Origin of the sequence: Nocardia sp. NPDC051981 (assembly GCF_040680715.1) — a bacterium.
GTDB lineage: Bacteria > Actinomycetota > Actinomycetes > Mycobacteriales > Mycobacteriaceae > Nocardia.
Map to the genome: position 1 here is coordinate 298,254 of NZ_JBFAXK010000003.1, position 19,230 is coordinate 317,483.

The window sequence follows — 19,230 nt, forward strand, 5'->3', positions numbered from 1 at the left end:
CACGCGGTCAGGCCAGGGAGGCGATCTTCACCGGGATCGCGATGTTCTCGTCGGTGTAGTAGATGGCGCAGACCCGGTGATAGCCGTCCACGATCTGCATGGGCACGGCCTTGCGGAAGTCCCCGCGTACCACCAGGATCGGCGAGAGCGCCAAGCCGGCCGTGATCTTGGCGAGGTCGTGGCGGACAAAGGGGTTGTAGGTCGGCAGGATCTCCAGCTGCGAGGCGCGCAGCAGGTCCTTCGCCTTCTTGTGCACCACGGGGGCATCGCGCAGCTTCTGGATGACCTTGTCGACGATGTTCGGCTCCGCCAGCATGTCGAGATAGTCCGCCGCGGCCGGATAGTCGTGCTCGTCCGGCTCCTTCTTCCATTTGACCGTGATCTCGGGGTCCGCCATGGAGTCATCATTCCCGTGCGACCGACCGGTCGCCTATGGACACGCGTATTCGGTCCCGATTGACCGTTTTGCCCGGCTGTCAGGCCGCGGGGCCGACCACCCACTCCACGCAGATGACCCGCCGATCCACCTGCGCCGCCGCCAGTTCCCGCACCGCACCCGGCTCGGCCGCACTGGGGACGCAGGTCAGCAGCACGGTGAAATCGGTGGGATCCGCCGCCGTCAACTCCAGCAGATTCGCCACCGCCACCAACCGGGTCTCCCCCGACGCGTGCACCACGCCTCGGACGGCCGACCCGCACTCACGAATGTCCTGCAGCGCCGTCGCCAGATCGGTGCGATCGGCGCAGTCGCACCGCATCACCACGATCCGCTCCTCCATCCCGGTCAACCCCGCCGGCAGCGGCCGCGGCGTCCGGGTCAGCACCACCACGTCCCGCGCCCCCGCCTCCAGCAGCCAGCGCACCGCGACCTCGCCCTGCGGACCCAGCCCGCCCGCGACCAGATACGTCCCGTCCGGCCGGATTTCGACGGCCGGAAAAGCCGGTGCCGGTGGCTGCCCGGCCGGGTACGCCGCGCCGAAGCCGCCGTCGCGCCACCGGCGCCGCGCACCGGAATCCGTTCTGCGCCATTGCCGTTGCGGTGGGGCGGCCGTCAGCGAGCCGAGGGCCGTCCAGTCCACGGCGCACCCGTCCAGAAAGCGCCGTGCGATGGTGTGCAGAAAACCCTCCGCCTCGTCGTCGCGGGACAGCACGGCCTGCGCGCCCTCCCGGAACGGGGCGCGCTCCCGCAATCCCGGGGTCAGCACCGGCTGCGGCCCGATCTCGAGAATCCTCGAAATCCCGTCGGCGGCAGCGGATTCCAGCGCCGCGGCCAAGTGGATCGGCTGCCACGCGTTGGCAGCCCAGTAGGCGGCGTCCGGGCACGGATCGTCCGCCGTGGCGGGCGGTGCCGTAGTGCGCGCGGTCTCGTCCTCGGTGTCCCGGGTGTCCGGCATCCGCGGCACCGGGCCGGGCCGGGTGGTCGAGTAGAACGGCAGCTGCGGTGGATTCGCCTCGAGATCGGCGAGTTCACCGTGCAATTCGACGGCGCGGTCGCGGATCGCGGGCAGGTGCGCGGCGGCTGGTATTGCGTCGGCCGGGAGGCGCTGGGCGAAGATGGTGCGGCGATGGGCCCGCCGCACCAGGGCGTCGATATAGCGGGGCTCGCCCGCCACGGTGATGGCGGTCGGACCGTCCACCGCGGCGACGGCGACATCGGCGCGCATGGGCTCGACCAGCCGGGTCACCTCCGCGAGTGTCGCCTCGAGCACGGCCGCGGCGCCACCCCCACCGGCCCGCTCGAGCAGCCGCGCCCGCGCCACCACCACCCGGGCCGCGTCGTCCAGCGACAGCGCGCCGCTCGCGACCGCGGCGGCCACCTCACCGACGCCGTGCCCGGCCACCGCATCCGCGTGCAGCCCCACCGACTCGAGCAATTCGGCCAGTGCGACCTGAAAGGCGAACAATGCCGAATGCTCGAATACGATGTCGCCCGCGCCGGATTCGCCCGATGTGTCGCCATCGCAGCCGGATTCGCACGCGCGGCCGGGCTCGTGGCCGCCGCCTCGACCCGCAGGGGTCGTTCGGTGGAATCCATTGCGCGGCGTCCAGACTCGTGGGCCGCCGGCCGCTGCCACGGCGTCCACGGCCGCGGTCAATGCCGCAGCGAAGACCGGGTATCGGGCCGCGAGTGCGCGTCCCATGCGCGGGTGGCCGCCGGTCCCGGGGAAGAGGAAGAGCGTGCCGCCGTCGTGATCGGTGCGGACCGGGTCGAAGATGCCGGTGGCCGCGCGTGGGAGGGGTGCGGGCGTGACCGTTCCCGTGGTGCGGGCGATCGCGGGCGTGGTGGCGATGCGGCGGGCCAGGGTGCGCAGGTGGGCAGCGGCCTCGGCGGTGTCGCGGGCGAGGACACCGGCGCGGGTGGGTTCGGGTATGAGCCGGGCAGTGGCGGAAGCGAATTCGCGCAGCGAGCGATAGGACCCGATGGCGACGGCCCAGCGCAGCGCGAGGGCGTGGATGGCGGCCGGGTCGCGTCCGGTGAGGGGCAGGAGAACCGGGGGTTCGTCGCCGCGGTCGAGGGCAGGGGTCCTGCCCGGTCGCGCGGGGTCGTCCAGGGCGATGTGTGCGTCGGGGCTGTCCGCCTCGGTGAATCCGATGGCGGGTCCGCCGATATCGGCGTAGCGGCGGGTTCGGGTCCGGAGCGCGTCGGTCGTGCGTTGCAGCACCAGGACGGTGCAGATGCCATTGCCGCCGCCGTTGCCGCGATTCCTGGGCACCGGTATCCGAAGGTCTGAAATGTCCGGTAGCAGAGCAAGATCCACACCGCCGGCGATGACGAAGGGCACGGCTTCGTCGGCCAGCAGGCGCACGCCCATGTCCACGGCGACCAGTGGCGAGGCACGCCGGCTGTCCACGGTGAGGCTGGGACCGCGCAGGTCCAGGGCGCGCGACAGGTGGTGGGCGCAATTGGTGCCGCCGACCGCGCCGAAGACCACCGCCGCATTGGACGCCGGTGCCAGACAGCCCAATCCGGAGTCGTCCAGGGCTTCCACGGCGACCTCGAGGTTGGTGCGCTGACGCGGGGTGAGCCCGGCGGCCGCGAGGCGATCCATGCCGAACCACTCGTGATCGAACTCCAGACCCGTCGACCGGCAGCCGACGCCGACGATCGACACCCGGGGGAACGGGGTGGGATCGGTCGATGCTCTCGTACTCTGCCGCACAGGAATGCCCTCCCGTGTCCACGCGCTGTCGGCCGTCGAGGTACCACCGGCGATTCTGCCAAGAATTCGCCGCGGCCAGAAGAGTTTTCGCGCAGGCGAATTCGTCACCCGGCGCTGTGCAGGTCAGCGCCTATCCGATCGCCCCGAAGGCATCGGGGTCATCGTTGCGCATGATTACGAGGCCGTGGCCGTCCGCCCCTGGAAGGGATGGTCGAAATCCTCGGCGGCGGCATGGGAACTGAAGAACCGCAGTGCTAGGTTCACCGCGTCCTGTTCGGTGTTCACACCGGAGATGGCCATGGTCCGGCGCAGCGCGTCGTCGTCGAGATAGATTCGAGTGATGGCCATTTCAGGCACCTCCGCCGCATCCGTCGTGTCCTCAAAGCATGACGGATCCGGCAGGCGCCGATAGCCGGAATGGCCAGAGCCCTTGGCAGGAAATGCCAAGGGCCCTGTCGTAATTGTCTGAGACGTACGGGCTTTCGCCGGAATTATCCGATCATGCCCGCGAGCCGCTGCTGGATCAGCGCCTCCGCCTCGGTGACCATCCGGGAGACCAGCTCACCGCAGGTCGGGATGTCGTCGATGAGGCCCTGCACCTGACCGGCCGACCAGATGCCGGCGTCCAGGTCGCCGTCCTCGAACACCCGGCGGCCGCGCGCGCCCGCCACCAGGTCCTTGACGTCCTCGAACTTGCCGCCGGCCTTCTCGATCTCGACGACCTTGCGGCTGATCTCGTTGTCCGCCACGCGGGCGGTGTTGTGCATGGTGCGGAAGATGAGCTGGGTGGCCCGCTCCGAGTTGGCGACGATCTGTTCCTTGACCGTCTGGTGGATCGCCGACTCCTGGGTGCACATGAAGCGGGTGCCCATGTTCACGCCGTCCGCGCCCAGCGCCAGCGCCGCGACCAGGCCGCGGGCGTCGGCGATGCCGCCGGAGGCGATGACCGGGATGTCGAGGGCCCGGGTGGCGGCCGGAATCAGGATCAGGCCCGGCACATCGTCCTCGCCCGGGTGCCCGGCGCATTCGAAGCCGTCGATGGACACACCGTCCACGCCGATCTTCTGCGCCTTGAGCGCATGCCGCACGCTGGTGCACTTGTGCAGCACCTTGATGCCGGCTTCCTTGTAGTACGGCAGGAAGGGCTCCGGATTCGACCCGGCGGTCTCCACGATCTTCACGCCGGACTCGATGATCGCCTGCACGTACTCCTGGTACGGCGGCGGGTTGATCGACGGCAGGATGGTGACGTTCACGCCGAAGGGCTTGTCGGTGAGCTCACGCGCGCGATCGATCTCGCGGAGCAGATCGTCGGGGGTGGGCTGGGTGAGCGCGGTGATGATGCCGAGACCACCCGCCTCGGAGACGGCGGCGGCCAGTTCGGCGCGGCCGACCCACATCATGCCGCCCTGGACGATGGGGTGCTGGACCCCGAAGGTCTCGGTGAATCTGGTCTTCAGTGCCATGGGCGCTGTCCTCTCCCTGCCTCTCGCAAACTGCCCTGATACTCGCATAGTTGCATATAGGGCGACAACCCTGATGTGAGTCAGAGTTTGCACCTGACCAGGGCTTTGACCAATGCACCCGGGAGTGGCCGCCCCCGGATGTGGGTGTCCAACAGGCCCAAATACATGCTCTGAACTGCTGAATGAAGCCGTGAGAACTTCTCTGCAAAACCTTCTCTGTAACCCTTGTCACGTCAGAAAGTTAAGCGGTATTCTCACAGTTGACCAGCGTGAAAGGACACCGCATGACCTTCCAGCCGCTAGACGAGCCGATTCGGTCGCGCCGCAACCACTGGGTGAACCAGGTCGCGACCCACGCGGCCATGCGGCCCGGTCAGGTCGCCTTCAAGTACAGGGGCGTGGACACCACCTGGAAGCAGCTGCATGAGCGGTCGGAGCGGTTCGCCGACGCGCTGTCCCGTCGAGGGGTCGGGTTCGGCGATCGTGTGCTCATCCTGGCGCTGAACTACACCGAGTACATCGAGGCCGTCATGGGCATCAATGCGCTCGGGGCCATCGCGGTGCCGGTGAACTTCCGGCTCACCCCGCCCGAGGTCGCCTATATCGTGGCCGACTCCGGCGGCAAGGCCATCGTCACCGATTCGGTGCTGCAGCCGCTGGCCGTGGGCGTCGCCGGGCAGGCCCCGGACCTGTCCACGGTCGTGGTCATCAACGGGCAGACCGGCGCGGGCGTCATCGGCTACGAGGACTTCCTGGCCGAGCCGGGCGAACCGCATGCGCCGCTGGACATTCCGGAAGAAACCCCCTGCCTGATCATGTACACCTCGGGCACCACCGGCAGTCCGAAGGGCGCGGTGCTCACCCACGCGAACATGAACGCGCAGGCGCTGACCTGTATCCGGGCCATGGAGATAACCCCGGACTCCATCGGTCTTTGCAGCTCACCGCTGTTCCACATCGCCGGATTGGGCTCGCTCACCCCGTATTTCATGCTCGGCGGCAAAACCGTGCTGCATCCGCTGGGTGCGTTCGATGCCACCGAATTCCTCGACGCGGTCGAGGCCGAGCAGGCCACCGCCGCCTTCTGCGTGCCGGTGCAGTGGCAGCTCATCTGCGAGGAGCCGACCGTCAAGCAGCGCAAGCTCGCGCTGCAGGCGCTGTGCTGGGGCGCGGCCCCCGCGTCGGACACGGTGCTGCGCGCCATGGCCGACTGCTTCCCGAACGCCTTCAACGTGGCGGTGTTCGGCCAGACCGAGATGTCACCCATCACCTGTGTGCTCGAGGGCAAGGACGCGCTGCGCAAGATCGGCTCGGTCGGCCTGCCCATCCCCACCATCCAGGCCCGCGTGGTCGATGACGAGATGAACGATGTCGCACCCGGTACGGTCGGCGAGATCGTCTATCGCGGGCCGACTCTCATGCAGGGCTACTGGAACAAGCCCGAGGCCACCGCGGAGGCCTTCCACGGCGGCTGGTTCCACTCCGGGGACCTGGTCCGCCAGGACGAGGAGGGCTTCATCTACGTGGTGGACCGCAAGAAGGACATGATCATCTCGGGCGGCGAGAACATCTACTGCGCCGAGATCGAGAACGTGCTCTTCGCGCACCCCAAGATCCACGAGGCCGCCGTCGTGGGCCGCGCGCACGAGAAGTGGGGCGAGGTGCCGGTCGCGGTGGTCGCGCTCATCGACGGCGTCGACGACCTGACCCTCGAAGAGCTGGAACCGTTCCTGAACGAGTCCCTGGCCCGCTACAAGCACCCCAAGCACCTGGTGGTCGTGCCCGAGCTGCCCCGCAATGCCAGCGGCAAGGTCGTGAAGGTCGAACTGCGCAAGGCGTATTCGGCCTAGATCATGTCCTTGGCGGTGAGCCAGCGCATGATCGGCCAGCCGCAGAACACCGGCAGCCAGCAGGTCAGCACCCGGTAGAGCAGGACGGCGGGGACCGCGATCGCCGCCGAGACACCGAAGGCGGCCAGACCACCGATGAGGGCGGCCTCCACCGCGCCCACCCCGCCGGGGGTCGGGGCGGCCGAGGCCAGGGTGCCGCCGATCATGGTGACGATGGTGACGGTCACGAAAGTCGTACTGCCGCCGAAGGCTTCGATGCTGGCCCACAGCGCCAGCGCCATGCCCAGGGTGGTGGTGGCGCAGCCGCCCACGATCATGGCCAGCCGGCCGGGCCGCCGGGCCAGATCCTTCAGCTGGCCGACCACCTCCGCCAGCTGCGGGCGCACCTCGTTGAGCAGCCACTTGCGGACCTTGGGGACGAACATGGTCACGCCCAGCAGGCCCAGCAGGGCGCCCGCCACCAGGTACAGCACGGTGGCACTGGGCACGAAATGCGACAGGTTCGTGGAGGTTCCGGCCAGCGCGCCGAAGATCAGCAGCAACACCACGTGGGTCACCACCTGCACCGTCTGCTGCAGGGCGACCACCGCGGTGGCCCGCACCGCGCCCAGGCCGCCCTTCTGCAGGAACCGCACGCTCAGCGCCAGCCCGCCCACGCCGGCCGGGGTGGTGGTCGCGGCGAAGGTGTTGGCGATCTGCATGAGCAGCAGGTTGCCGAACCTGACGGCCTCGGAGGCGCACGCCCACAACGCCATTGCCGCACCCACATAGGTGAGGGCGGACACGGTCAGTCCCAGCAGCGCCCAGCCCCAGTTCAGATTGCGCAGTTCCGAGGCGAAGGTCGGCACCGCGCTGATGTACGGGTAGGCCACGTACACCAGGCCGATGAGCAGCACCAGCTGGATGATCTGGTTGCGCGAGAAGCGGGTGATCTGCGCGGCCTCGATCTTGTCCTGCCCGGTCTGCGCGGCCACCTCCGCGCGGATGTCCTTCATCAGCTCGCCCGCGTCCGGCACCGTCTTGCGGAGGTGGGTGGGCACCGCGGTCTTGGTGAGCCGGGCCGAGGCGTCCAGCACCGCCTGCTTGTCCAGCACTTCGAGGGCGGTGCGCACGGCCGGGCCGACACCGAACAGATGCGCGGAGGAGAGCAGCAGCTGGGCCACGTCGGAGTCGAAACGCGCCTGGTACGCGCCGAATTCGGATTGTACGAACCCGCCGAACAGCACGGTGCCGTCGTCGAGGACCCGGATCTCCTCGGCGTGCAGTTCACCGTGCGAGATCTGGGCCTGGTGCATGCTGTGCAGCGCCTGCCACACCCGGGTCAGCACCGGCTCCCCGTCGGCGGCGGCCAGCGGCCGGCCCTGGGGCACGGTGTGCGCGTACACCATCCAGCCGCGGTCCAGCGCCGCCACGGTGAGCGGCTTGTTGCTGGCCAGGCCCAGATCGGCGATGGCGAATCCCATCAGGGCGCGATGCTCGACCGCGCGGCGCATGGAGGCGAACGGCGCCGGGTACTCGCCGCTGCGAATCGTGAGCCAGCGCTTGAGTTGCTGCAGCATGCCGCGGCTGCGCTGGTTCGCGCCGTACATCTCGATGATCAATTCATTGTCCGGTGAGCGGGATTCACCGGACTCGGCCGCGGCGGGCGCGCTGTCGGGTGAGGCCCCCGCTTCCGGTTGCGGCACCGTGCTCGCCGAAAGGACCAGTGGCCCACGGGCGGCCGGGCGCAGCACCTTGAAGGCGGTCACCCGGAAGCCGCGCTGGGCCAGCACCCGCACCGCCGCGTCGAGGGGCACCTCGAGCGCGGGAGTGCCGACCACCAGCACGATGACCGCGCCCACCAGCCAGCCCACCACCAGGCCCAGCGCGGCCCGGGCGGGCACCACCAGCGAGACGAACAGGTGGATCGGCACGAACGCCAGCAGCAGCGTCCACCACCAGCGTCGCGCCCGCGCGGGCAGCCACGGGCTGGCCACCGTGAGCGTTGCCGCCAGCATGGCGATCCAGCGCGGATCGTCGAGGAACTGCGACAGGAAGGTGTTGACCTGTCCGGGTTCCGACAGATGCCAGCGCGGTGCGGAGAAGCCGGTGCCGGTGATGGAGAACAGGCCCAGCGCGATCAGGCCCGCGGAGACGAAGCCCGCCAGCAGTTTCCACTGCCCGCGCAGCACCAGCCGCACCAGAATGGCGAAGGGCAGCGCGAGAATGGCGATGCCGTAGACGATGTAGACCAGGTTCGACTGTTCCGGGGTCAGGAACCCCACGATGCCGGAGACCGAGCGCTCCAGCGCCTCCCACTGCGGCCTGGTGATCAGCGATCCGGCGATGACGATGGCCACCGACAGCGCGGACAGCACGACGCGCAGAATGTCACTGGTCCGGCGGATCCGCGGCTGCAGCAGGCTGCCGGAGACGGGAATCTCCCGCCCGTCGACTCGCATGTCCTATTCGCGCTTTCGGATCGTGGGAACGGCTGTGGTCCCATGGTCGGCTCGGTGTGAGTATGCGGCAGGCGACGGCATCACCGACCACCTAACACGCTGGTAACCGTAACAGTGTCTGATTCGCCCCTCCGCTCCGCTCCAGGGCGGGTTCGCGGCCCCCGAGGTCTCGATTCTTCCCTCCTCCGCTTCGCTCCCCCGCTCCGTCGGTCCGGAATCGAGACGGGCCGCGACCGCCTCCACCTCCCTGCGGCTTCCCGGTTATTCCTTGCTTGACGCGAGTCTTCGATGGATCGCGAACGGGCGTGCGAGGATCGGGCCGTGGTGCTCGATCTCCGTGTCTGCTTCGTCGGTGAGTCCTTCGTCGCGGGAGTCGGTGATCCGAGATGCCTGGGCTGGGCGGGCCGGCTGGCGGCCCGGGCCACGGCGGCCGGACAGCCGCTGACCTACTACAACCTCGGCATCCGACGGGAGAACAGCACCGAGCTGCGGGCCCGCTGGGAGGCCGAGTGCACGCCCCGGCTACCCGCGGGTGCGGACTGCCGGGTGGTGATCTCCACCGGTGTCAACGACACCCAGCTCGAGGACGGCCGTCCCCGGGTCGATCCCGGTGAGTCGGAGCGCAATCTGGCTGACATCCTGCGCCGGGCGCGGGAAAAGGGCTGGCAGACAATGGTGGTCGCGCCGCCGCCGAATGTCGACGACGAGCACAATGCCCGGCTGCTGGCGCTGGACGCCCGCTTCGCCGACCTCTGCGACGAGGCCGCGGTGCCCTACCTGCGGGCGCACCAGCCGTTGCGCGAGAACCAGATCTGGATGCGTGATGTCGCGGCCGGCGACGGCTTCCATCCGGAGGCGACCGGCTACGACGAGTTCGCCGCCCTGCTCGCGCCTCACTGGCTGCTCTGGCTGGCCGATCCGGGCTCGGAACTGCCGGTGGTGCGCTGAGTTTCGGTTCCGGGTCCCAGCCAGTCCTCGACCATGCCCTGGAGCCGCGGCTCCCGGGTCGAGGTCACCAGGCCCGAGCCGACCAGCACGCCCAGCGCGATGGCGAGCACGGTGAGCACCGCGGTGACCAGGATGTGCAGGCCGTTGGGGTCGTTCTCGGTGACCAGCGCGGAGATCCCGCTCAGGCTCATGCCGCCGGGCACCAGCATCCAGAAGGCGGGCAGGAACACCACCTGTGTCGGCGGGGCATCCTTGAAGCGCTGCACCAGGTATGCCACCGGCACCGCCACCATGCCGCCGAGGAACGAGCCGAGCAGCCCGCCACCGAGCTGGGTACCCAGCTGCTGCCCGCAGAACGCCGCGTACAGCACGATCAGCAGCCAGCCCAGGGATCTCGGCGGGGCGCTGGCCCGCCGGCTGTGGCCCAGTCCGATCAGCAGCACCCCGAGTATCGGTGTCCACCAGCCCAATCCGTGTCCGGCCTGCGGTGACACCGTGGGCAGCGGGCCCAGCAGTTGCAGCCCCACCAGCACCCCGAAGGCCAGCAGCACCAGCTTGTTGAAGCCGTAGATGGTGCGGCTGGCGCCCGCGATCATGGATCCGGTGGCCAGCTCGATGGACCCGTTGGTGAGCATGGCCCCCGGCAGCAGGCTCGACACCGAGGGGATCAGCAGCTGGGAGGGATTGCCGCCGCCGAGCGCATTGGGAAAACCGAACGACAGCAGGGTGACCACCGCCCCTGCGAGCACCGGCAGGCTGGTGTACAGCAGCCGGAACCGGTCGGCCGCCATGATCAGCAGCTGCACCGCCAGCCCGAGCACGATGTAGCCGAGCAGGGCGGTGGAGGTGGGGTTGAGCATCAGGCCGAGCCCCACGGTGAGCACCACATTGCCGGTCAGCAAGCGCCACACCGGTGTCGGCTGTGGCGAGGCGAGGATGTCCTCGAGTGCCGCGGTGGCCTCGGCCGGCGGCGGCAGTTCGCTGGTGATCCGGTCGATGAGTTCGTAGAGCGCGGCGATCTGATCCAGGCGCAGCGTGTCGGAGTCGGCCTCCAGCAGGTCCATCGCCGATCCGCGCGAATCCTGTACGCGCACGAACACTCCCGTGGGCAGCACGAAGAAGTGCACCTCGGTGGCCTCGTAGCGGCGCGCCAGTTCGTCGAGGATGTCCTTTACCCGGCCGGTGGTCTCGCCCGAGCGGATGAGGGCTACGCCCATGTGCCGCAACAGATCCAGCAGGTCGGCGGAGATGGGTGGTTCCTCCGGCGGCGGGGCCTGCTCCGCCGGGGCGACCGCGCCGGGGCCGACCCGCCGCAGCCAGCGATCCATGGATCCGGCGGCCTTGCGGGTGGCCCCGTAGAGGCTGCGTGACAGCGCGCCCCGGCCGCGTGTCGCAGGCCGGTGCTGTGGATGATGCCGCGACAGACTCGTAGGTCTCGCCTCCATAGATGAGCAACTTCGTAGCAATCAAAATCTAGCGCGCGGCGGGCCCGGATCCCCCGGACGCGAGCCATCTCACTCCCATGCATCCCCGCTCTGAAGCGGAACTGCCGATAGCATCCCGCCCGAATCCCGGCTTCCAAGCCATCGGGTATGCCTACCGGTTGCCCTCTTCCTAACCTGGTGGCATGGATATCGATACGCGACTGCTGCGTTACTTCCTGGCAGTCGCGGACGCGGAGAACCTGCCGCGGGCGGCGCAGCGACTACATGTCGCGCAGCCCGCGCTGGCGACCCAGATCAAACAGCTGGAACAGCAGCTGGGTGTGGAGCTGTTCATTCGTTCCCGCGCGGGCTGGACCCTCACCGCGGCCGGCAAGGTGCTCGCCGAGCAGGTGCCGGCGCTGCTGGCGTCCTGGGACCGGATTCTGCGCGACACCAAGAGCGATGCCAGCCGCGCCTCCCGGGTGCTGCGGCTGGGCTGCGTGAACAGCGCTGCCGACGGCCACATTCCGGAGATCATCCGGGTCTTCCACCGGCTGCACCCGGACTGGCAGGTCGATCTGCACCAGGGCGGCTGGACCGACCCGACCGCCGGGCTGGACGAGGGCGACGTCGATGTCGCCCTGCTGCGCCTGCCCTTTCCGGGCCAGGACGAATACCACCTGCGGGAGCTGTTCGCCGAACCGCGCTGGATCGCGCTGCCCGAGGACCATCCGCTGGCCCAGCGCGACGACATCGCCTTCCGGGAGCTGTGGGACGAGCCGTATGTCGCCTCGCCCGCGGAAACCGGCTGGTGGCGCGACTATTGGATGGGCCTGGACTCGCGGCCCGCGGACACCGCCATCATCGGGGCCATCGCCCGCAATACCGAGGAATGGCTGCGCGCCATCGCCAATGGCTTCGGGGTGAGTTTCACGCCCGCCTCCACCGCCCGCACCGAGTACCCGGGCGTGGTGTTCCGGCCCGTGCACGGCATCGGCCCCACCCGGGTGGCGGTGGTGTGGCCGGACGCCTCCGAGACCGATCCGGTCATGCGGTATTTCATCCGCTGCTGCTCCGACATCATGGGCCAGCACGGTGCGGACGGCCGTCGCACCTCCTGACCGCCGCCGGTCGGACATGATTGGGGGCATGAGCGACCAGCACGAGCACTGGCAGCGCACCTACCGCACGCATCCGGAGATGTACGGCGACGAGCCGTCGGAGGCCGCCGTGTACGCGGCGCGCCTGTTCCGCGAGCGCGGGGCCCGCGACGTGCTGGAACTGGGCGCGGGCCACGGCCGGGACGCACTCCACCTGGCGCGCCAGGGTTTTCGGGTGACCGCCACCGATTTCAGTGCCGTCGCGCTGGCGCAATTACGGGAGCGGGCGGACGCCGAAGGCGCGGGCGAGCGGGTCCGCACCCTGGAACACGATGTCCGCCAGCCGATTCCGCTGCCCTACCGCAGCGTGGACGCGGTGTACGCGCACATGCTGCTGTGCATGGACCTCAGCACCCAGGAGATCCGCGACCTGGTCGCCGAGATCCGCCGCGTCCTCAAACCCGGTGGCGCCTTCGTCTACACCGTCCGCAATACCGACGATGCCCACTTCGGCAGCGGTAAATCCCTCGGCGACGACATCTACGAGCACGGCGGCTTCGCCGTGCACTTCTTCTCCGCGGAACTCGTCGAGACCCTCGCCGCCGGATGGGAGCTGCGCGACCGGCATTCCTTCGAGGAGGGCGAGCTGCCCCGGCGCCTGTGGCTCGTCACCCAGCTGCTCCCGGCCCGCTGACCGCCGCCGCGATCTCGTCCCGGATCGGGCGCGGTGCCCCGGACAGCAGGGCGGGCAGATCGCTGTGGGTGGCGTGCAGGAAGCCCGCCTTCAGGTTGGAGAACAGTGACACCGTGTGCCCGATCCGATACGGTTCGAGGCCCCCGCCGAGCAGGTCGTCGCGCAGCTCGGTGAGCGGCACGTCCCGGTATTCGACCGGGCGGCCGAGGGATTCGCTCAGCAGCCCGGCGATCTCCGCGCCGCTGACCGAGGTCACACCCTCGAGCTCGTAGGTGCGACCGGCGTGCGCGGTGGACGCTCCGGCGCGCAGGTCGCGCTCGACCTCGGCGGCCACCCGCACCGCGACCTCGGCCAGATCCTCCCGCGACACCCCGGAGATGCGGCCGGCGCCGAACGGCGCGGCGAAAACCCCGGTGGCGGCGGCGGATTCGGCCGCCCCGGCCGCCAGGCTCACCGGCACCTCGCTGTAGAACCCGTTGCGCAGCACGGTTGCCTCGAAAGGCGCCGCGGCCAGCTGCTTCTCGGTCCACAGGTGCGGGACGGCGATGGTGGTGTGCCCGGCCGACGCCGAGAGGCTGGTGTAGATGACGTGCCGCACCCCGGCGGCGGCCGCGGCGGCCACCACCGCGCCGTGGCGGGCCGTCACCACATCGTCCTCGGCGTATCCGGCGGAGATGAACACCAGCGTGTCCACGCCGTCGAAGCCGGTGGTCAGGGATGCGGGATCGTCGAAATCGATGCGCCGGGCGGTGTCGTCGCTGTGTTGCGCGGCTTTGGAGCTGGTGCCCGCCACCACCTCCAGATCCGGCCGGGCCCGCAGGCCCGCCAGTACCAGTCCGCCCAGAGCGCCGGAAACGCCGGTCACGAGAATCATTGCGCTACTCCTTGCGTTGTGAAGGTCGTGGACCACGACCTGACCGAGCTTCCGACGACGGCGGCGACCTGGGAAGAAGGCACTTCGGTGTCAGTCACGAACACCGCTGTTACCGACCAGGCCGCAGCCGCTGTTCCCGCCGGGCCGTGTGGCGATGACCACTGCGGCATCCGCGACACCCTGGACCGGATCGGCGACAAATGGACCGTGCAGGTGCTGGTAGAACTGCGCAGGGGCGTGCGCCGGTTCGGCGAGCTGCAGCGCGCGGTGCCCGGTATCTCGCAACGGATGCTGACGCTCACCACGAAAAGGCTGCTGCGCGACGGGTTCCTGGAGCGCACGGCCTACCCGACCATTCCACCGCAGGTGGAGTACCGGCTCACCGAGATGGGTGAGAGCCTGGCCGGGGTCGCCTTCTACCTGGCCGACTGGTCCCGCGCGCACATGGACGCGGTGGCCGCGGCCCGCGCCCGCTGGGACGCGGAGCACGGCGAACTGGACTGAGCACCGATGCCGGTCGCTCAGCCCCGCATGCGGATTCGCTCAGCCAGTTTCGAGGACGGCCATGGCGGCGTTGTGGCCGCCGATGCCGCTGACGCCGCCGCCGCGCACCGCGCCCGCGCCGCACAGCAGGACATTGCGGTGCCCGGTCGCGACGCCCCACCGGGCGGCGGGGCTGTCGTCGGCATCGTCGGCGCGGTAGGGAAAGGACAGGTCCGCGTGGAAGATATGGCCGCCGGGCATGCTGATCTCGCGTTCGAGTTCGACCGGGGTGCGGGCCTCCAGACACGGGTTGCCCTCGCCGTCCAGGGCGAGACAGTCACGGATCGGTTCCGCCAGCACCGAATCCAGTTGCGCCAGTGTGGCATCCACCAGCCGCTCCTTGGCGCCGCGCGGATCGTCGGCGAAAAGCCGTGCGGGCGTGTGCAACCCGAACAGGGTGAGGGTGTGGAAGCCGCGCTCGTTCAGCTCCTGCGCGAGGATCGACGGGTCGGTCAGGGTGTGGCAGTAGATCTCCGAGGGCGGGGCCGAGGGCAGTGTGCCCGCCGCCGCCTCCCGGTAGGCGCGCTCGAGCTGACCGGCCGATTCGGCGATGTGGAAGGTGCCGGCGAAGGCGGTGCGCGGATCCACCTGCGGGTCACGGAGTTTCGGTAGTCGCCGCAGCAGCATGTTGATCTTCAGTTGCGCGCCCTCGGGCTTCTCGGCCGATTCGCCCAGCAGTCCCGCCAGCACGTAGGGCGCGGCATTCACCAGCACGTGCCGTGCGCTGGCCACGTGCCCGTGATCACCGTGCAGGTAGTGCACGTCGGCGGTGTCGCCGTAGGGTTCGATGCTGGTGACGGTGCATCCGGTGCTCAGCTCGGCCCCGGCCGTGCGGGCCGCGCCGGCGAGCGCGTCGGTGAGCGCGCCCATGCCGCCGACGGGCACATTCCAGTCGCCGGTGCCGCCGCCGATCACGTGGTAGAGGAAGCAGCGGTTCTGCAGCAGCGCCGGATCGTGGGCGTGGGTGAAGGTGCCGATGAGCGCGTCGGTGAGCACCACGCCGCGCACGGTGTCGTCGGCGAAGGCGGCCTCCACCGATTCCCCCAGGGGCCGTTCGAAAATCGTCTCCCAGGCGGTGGAATCGTCCACCGTGCGCTGCAATTCGGCGCGGGTGGGCAGCGGGTGGGTCAGGGTCGGGAAGACGCGCTCGGCGAGGTGTCCCGTCATGGCGTAGAAGCGCCGCCAGGCCTCGTAATCCCGCTCCGATCCGGTGACCTGCGCGAAGCTGGCGCGGGTGGCGGCCTCGGAACCGTTGTCCACCAGTAGCCCGGTGCCACCGATCGGCGTGTACGACGAGATGCGCCGCTTGCGTGTCTCGAAGCTGAGGTCCAGGTCCCGCACGATGCGCTCGGGCAGCAGGCTCACCAGGTAGGAGTAGCGCGACAGTCGCGCGTCGAAGCCCGGGAATACCCGCTCCGATACGGCCGCGCCACCGGTGTGGGCCTGCCGTTCCAGCACCAGCACCGAACGCCCGGCCCGGGCCAGGTAGGCGGCGGCCACCAGGCCGTTGTGGCCGCCGCCGACCACGATCACGTCGTATCCCGCTCGCGTCATGCGCCCATCGCATCACACTGTGCTTGATTTGCCTCCGCTTCGCTCCGGCGGGTTCGCGGCGCTGGAGTCTCGTTCTTCCCTCCTCCGCTTCGCTCCCCCGCTCCGTCAGTCCGGAATCGAGACGCGCCCGCGAACCTGGGCGCGGGGAGCGGCTAGCGGCCGCTCATGTCGAGTGCCGCCAGGTGGCTGAACAGCACCGACGCGCCGATCGGATTGCCGCCGCCGGGGTACACCGTGCCGCTCACCGCCGCCATGGTGTTGCCCGCGGCGTAGAGTCCCGGGATCGGCTCGCCGTCGGTGTTCAGCACGCGGGCGGCGGTGTCGGTGCGAAGCCCGCCCTTGGTGCCCAGATCGGAGATGCCGAAGGCGGCCGCGTGGAACGGGCCCTTCACGATCGGGGTGAGCGGGGGCTCGCCATTGGAGAAGGCGCGGTCGTAGGCCTCGTCGCCGCGGCCGAAGTCCGGATCCACGCCCTGGGCGGCGAATTCGTTGAAGCGGGCCACGGTCGCCACCAGTGCCTCGGCGGGAACGCCGATTTCGGCAGCCAGGCCCTCGAGGGTGTCGGCGGTCCTCCACAGGCCCGCCTCGACATAGCGTTCCGCGTCGACCATCGGCACATTGCTGGCCTTGATGGGCGGCACGACGCCCTCGGTGTCGTCGTAGACCATCCAGAACGGAAGCGTCGTCGAGCCGTCGTTCAGGTGCTCGATGATGTCGCGGCCGAGCCGGTCGTAGGGCGCGGACTCGTTGACGAAGCGCTCACCGGCCTGGTTGACGAAGATGCCGCCGGTAAACCACAGCGCGAACGCCGCGCGCCCGTCCGGGTGCACCAGGCCCGGCGACCACCACGCCTGATCCATCAGGTCGGTGTCGGCGCCCACCGCGATGCCCGCCTCGTGTGCCCTGCCCTGATTTCCCCACGGCCCCATGGTGTCCCGGGCCACGCCCGGCACGCCGTAGCGCTGCCGCAGTTCGTCGTTGCCCTCGAAACCGCCGGCGGCCAGCAGCACGCCCTTGCGGGCCCGGATGGCCACCCGCTCACCGTCGCGTTCGACGATCGCCCCGACCACCGCGCCGTCCTCGGTCACCAGTTCGACCAGCGGGGAGTTCAGGTACAGCGTGGCGTTGGGGTACTTGGACAGCCCCAGCAGGAACCGGCCGACCAGGGCCCGCCCGCCGATCAGGTAGTCGGGCTGCGGGTCGCCGTGGCGGTCGGTGCCGAGCGGCCCGCGCACCGAGTCGCTCAGCTCGCCCAGCTTCGCGGCCCGCAGCGGCGCGGGGATGATGTGCCGCTTGCCGTCCAGCCGCGCCTTGGGCGCCTTGCCGAAATAGTCCGGCCACGGGAACATCTGGAACTCGAAAGCCTCGTCCTGCTCCAGGTATTCGATGACCTTGGCGCCATTGCGGACGTAGGTCTCCTGCAGTTCGGCCGGGGTACGGTCACCGACCACGGACCGGAAGTAGGTGAGCGCGTCCGCGATGGTGTCGTCCACGCCCGCCCGCTGCAGCACCGGATTGCACGGGAACCAGACCCCGCCGCCGCCCGAGAACGAGGTGGTACCGCCGAACTTGTCGGTGGCCTCCACCACCGCCACCGTCAGCCCCTCACGCGCCGCCGTATAGGCCCCGGCCAGGCCGCCGCCCGACCCTGCCACCAGGACATCGACTTCTTCGTTCCAGTCCGTCACCGTTACTCCCTGATCAACGTGGTCTCTCCGCGACGGTATGCGCCGGGAGCGGCCCGTGCATCAAGTATCCCGATGGCCGGAAAGCCGGATCAGTCGTGCCAGGTGGTCAGGACGATCTTGCCGCGCACCCGGCCGGATTCGCTGAGCTTGTGCGCCTCGGCGGCGTCGGCCAGGGACATCACCCGATCGATCTCGGCGCGCAGCCGCCCGGCCGCCACCAGGTCCGCGACCGCGCGCAGGTCCGCGCCGGACGGGGTGAACCAGAGGCGGTGATAGTGGGGATCGTCGAGCGGCTCCTCACCCTGGGCGTCGATCATCCGGCCGTGCGGGGTGAGCACCCGCAGCGAGCGGGCCGCATAGTCGCCGCCGACCAGATCGAACACGATGTCCACCGCGCTGACGGCGGTGGTGAAATCGGTTGCCGTGTAATCGATCAGCTCGTCGACGCCGAGGCCGCGCAGGAAGTCGTGATTGGCCGCACGGGCGGTGCCGATCACGTAGGCACCGCGCGCCTTGGCGATCTGCACCGCCAGATGACCCACGCCGCCCGCCGCCGCGTGCACCAGAACCCGTTGTCCCGGTTGGACATCGGTGAACGCCTGCCACGCGGTGAGCACCGCCGTCGGCAGCGCGGCGGCATGGATGTGGTCGAGCCCGGCGGGCCGGTGGGCGAGGAACCGCGCCGGGGTCACCGTGTATTCGGCGTACGCGCCGGAACGGCTGAGCACATTCCCGAAAACCTCGTCACCGGGCCGGAATTCGGTGACCTCCGCGCCGACCGCGGTGACGACACCCGACAGGTCGAAGCCCAGCGTGAACGGCGGCGGGCCCAGTTTGGTGACCGCGCCCGAGCGGAGTTTCCAATCGGCGGCATTGATCGAGGTGGCGGCCACCCGCACCAGCACCTCGCCGGTGCCGGGTCGCGGAACATCGACCTCCACCGTCTCCAGAACGTCCGGTCCACCGAGGGTGCGCTGACTGATCGCTTTCATGATCTCGATGCTGCGCCCGATAGTATCTCGGGGGAAGAAGGCACTCTTTTGATCCCGAGGTACCTCATGGATACCGTCTCCGACTGGGAGCCATCCGGAAATCTGGTCGACAGCTACCTGCGGCGCTGCCCCGCCCGCGACATCCTCGCGGTGCTGGCCGACAAGTGGGTGCTGCTGGTGCTGGGCACCCTGCGCAACGAGGGCGGGCCGATCCGATTCAACGAACTGCGCCGCCGCCTCGACGGCATCACCCAGAAGGTGCTCACCCGCACCCTGCGGGACCTGGAACGCGACGGGCTGGTCCGGCGCACGGTGTATCCGACCGTGCCGCCCCGGGTGGAGTACGCGCTCACCGACATGGGCGCCGACCTGGGCCGGATCACCCACGCCATGGGACAGTGGGCGCTGCAGCACGCCGAGGAAATCACCACCGCCCGAACCGAATTCGACGAGCGGGCGGCACGGGAACCGGAACCGATCCGGCCCTGACCACCG

General features: G+C 69.7%; 16 protein-coding genes. 6 read left to right on the top strand and 10 right to left on the bottom strand.

Annotated elements, in window-relative coordinates; translation table 11 throughout:
• Window positions 1–7: 7 nt before the first annotated feature.
• The 4 genes from AB0L60_RS08445 to AB0L60_RS08460 form a co-directional block, all read right to left on the bottom strand.
• Window positions 8–397: a hypothetical protein gene (locus tag AB0L60_RS08445; RefSeq protein WP_364609263.1), complete on the bottom strand. Its 390-nt coding sequence runs from the start codon at window positions 395–397 to the stop codon at window positions 8–10.
• Window positions 398–476: 79 nt separating this feature from the next.
• Window positions 477–3,161, bottom strand: coding sequence for an acyltransferase domain-containing protein (locus AB0L60_RS08450; protein ID WP_364609266.1), 2,685 nt, complete (start codon window positions 3,159–3,161; stop codon window positions 477–479).
• Window positions 3,162–3,335: 174 nt separating this feature from the next.
• A complete protein-coding gene (locus AB0L60_RS08455) occupies window positions 3,336–3,509 on the bottom strand; it encodes a type II toxin-antitoxin system VapB family antitoxin (RefSeq protein WP_364609269.1) in 174 nt (57 codons plus the stop codon).
• A gap of 143 nt (window positions 3,510–3,652) precedes the next feature.
• A complete protein-coding gene (locus AB0L60_RS08460; protein WP_364609272.1) occupies window positions 3,653–4,627 on the bottom strand; it encodes a nitronate monooxygenase family protein in 975 nt (324 codons plus the stop codon).
• A gap of 284 nt (window positions 4,628–4,911) precedes the next feature.
• Between AB0L60_RS08460 and fadD5 the strand changes: the two genes are divergently transcribed.
• A complete protein-coding gene (fadD5, locus tag AB0L60_RS08465; protein WP_364609275.1) occupies window positions 4,912–6,477 on the top strand; it encodes a fatty-acid--CoA ligase FadD5 in 1,566 nt (521 codons plus the stop codon).
• Here fadD5 and AB0L60_RS08470 read toward each other — a convergent pair.
• Window positions 6,474–8,918 (bottom strand): lysylphosphatidylglycerol synthase transmembrane domain-containing protein, encoded by a 2,445-nt coding sequence (locus AB0L60_RS08470; protein WP_364609278.1) that lies wholly within the window; start codon window positions 8,916–8,918, stop codon window positions 6,474–6,476. The two genes, fadD5 and AB0L60_RS08470, sit on opposite strands and share 4 nt — an antisense overlap.
• Before the next feature lie 321 nt (window positions 8,919–9,239).
• Here AB0L60_RS08470 and AB0L60_RS08475 point away from each other — a divergent pair, with 321 nt between their 5' ends.
• Complete coding sequence (locus AB0L60_RS08475) at window positions 9,240–9,866, top strand: GDSL-type esterase/lipase family protein (protein ID WP_364609281.1); 627 nt, start codon at window positions 9,240–9,242, stop codon at window positions 9,864–9,866.
• Here AB0L60_RS08475 and AB0L60_RS08480 read toward each other — a convergent pair.
• The gene (locus tag AB0L60_RS08480) at window positions 9,812–11,311 is read right to left on the bottom strand and encodes a threonine/serine exporter family protein (protein ID WP_364609284.1); all 1,500 of its coding nucleotides are present in this window, start codon (window positions 11,309–11,311) and stop codon (window positions 9,812–9,814) included. The genes AB0L60_RS08475 and AB0L60_RS08480 overlap by 55 nt on opposite strands.
• 182 nt (window positions 11,312–11,493) lie before the next feature.
• Between AB0L60_RS08480 and AB0L60_RS08485 the strand changes: the two genes are divergently transcribed.
• Both AB0L60_RS08485 and AB0L60_RS08490 read left to right on the top strand, forming a co-directional pair.
• Window positions 11,494–12,411 (top strand): LysR family transcriptional regulator, encoded by a 918-nt coding sequence (locus tag AB0L60_RS08485; protein WP_364609287.1) that lies wholly within the window; start codon window positions 11,494–11,496, stop codon window positions 12,409–12,411.
• Between the two features lie 28 nt (window positions 12,412–12,439).
• Window positions 12,440–13,084 carry a class I SAM-dependent methyltransferase gene (locus tag AB0L60_RS08490; protein WP_364609290.1) on the top strand — a complete coding sequence of 215 codons (645 nt, stop codon included), beginning with the start codon at window positions 12,440–12,442 and terminating at the stop codon, window positions 13,082–13,084.
• On the opposite strand, the gene AB0L60_RS08495 is transcribed toward AB0L60_RS08490, so the two are convergent.
• Entirely contained in the window at window positions 13,059–13,958 is a 900-nt protein-coding gene (locus tag AB0L60_RS08495; protein WP_364609293.1) for an NmrA family NAD(P)-binding protein, read from the bottom strand. The two genes, AB0L60_RS08490 and AB0L60_RS08495, sit on opposite strands and share 26 nt — an antisense overlap.
• Window positions 13,959–14,045: 87 nt before the next feature.
• On the opposite strand from AB0L60_RS08495, the gene AB0L60_RS08500 reads away from it, so the two are divergent.
• Window positions 14,046–14,462, top strand: a complete 417-nt coding sequence (locus AB0L60_RS08500; protein WP_364609296.1) for a helix-turn-helix domain-containing protein — start codon at window positions 14,046–14,048, stop codon at window positions 14,460–14,462.
• A 39-nt stretch (window positions 14,463–14,501) separates the two neighbouring features.
• On the opposite strand, the gene AB0L60_RS08505 is transcribed toward AB0L60_RS08500, so the two are convergent.
• The 3 genes from AB0L60_RS08505 to AB0L60_RS08515 all read right to left on the bottom strand — a co-directional run bounded on the left by AB0L60_RS08505 (window position 14,502) and on the right by AB0L60_RS08515 (window position 18,735).
• Entirely contained in the window at window positions 14,502–16,055 is a 1,554-nt protein-coding gene (locus tag AB0L60_RS08505) for an NAD(P)/FAD-dependent oxidoreductase (RefSeq protein WP_364609299.1), read from the bottom strand.
• 152 nt (window positions 16,056–16,207) lie between these two features.
• The gene (locus AB0L60_RS08510) at window positions 16,208–17,743 is read right to left on the bottom strand and encodes an FAD-binding protein (protein WP_364609302.1); all 1,536 of its coding nucleotides are present in this window, start codon (window positions 17,741–17,743) and stop codon (window positions 16,208–16,210) included.
• An 89-nt stretch (window positions 17,744–17,832) separates the two neighbouring features.
• Window positions 17,833–18,735: an NADP-dependent oxidoreductase gene (locus AB0L60_RS08515; protein WP_364609305.1), complete on the bottom strand. Its 903-nt coding sequence runs from the start codon at window positions 18,733–18,735 to the stop codon at window positions 17,833–17,835.
• A gap of 66 nt (window positions 18,736–18,801) precedes the next feature.
• Here AB0L60_RS08515 and AB0L60_RS08520 point away from each other — a divergent pair, with 66 nt between their 5' ends.
• Complete coding sequence (locus AB0L60_RS08520; protein WP_364609308.1) at window positions 18,802–19,224, top strand: helix-turn-helix domain-containing protein; 423 nt, start codon at window positions 18,802–18,804, stop codon at window positions 19,222–19,224.
• Window positions 19,225–19,230: the final 6 nt, after the last annotated feature.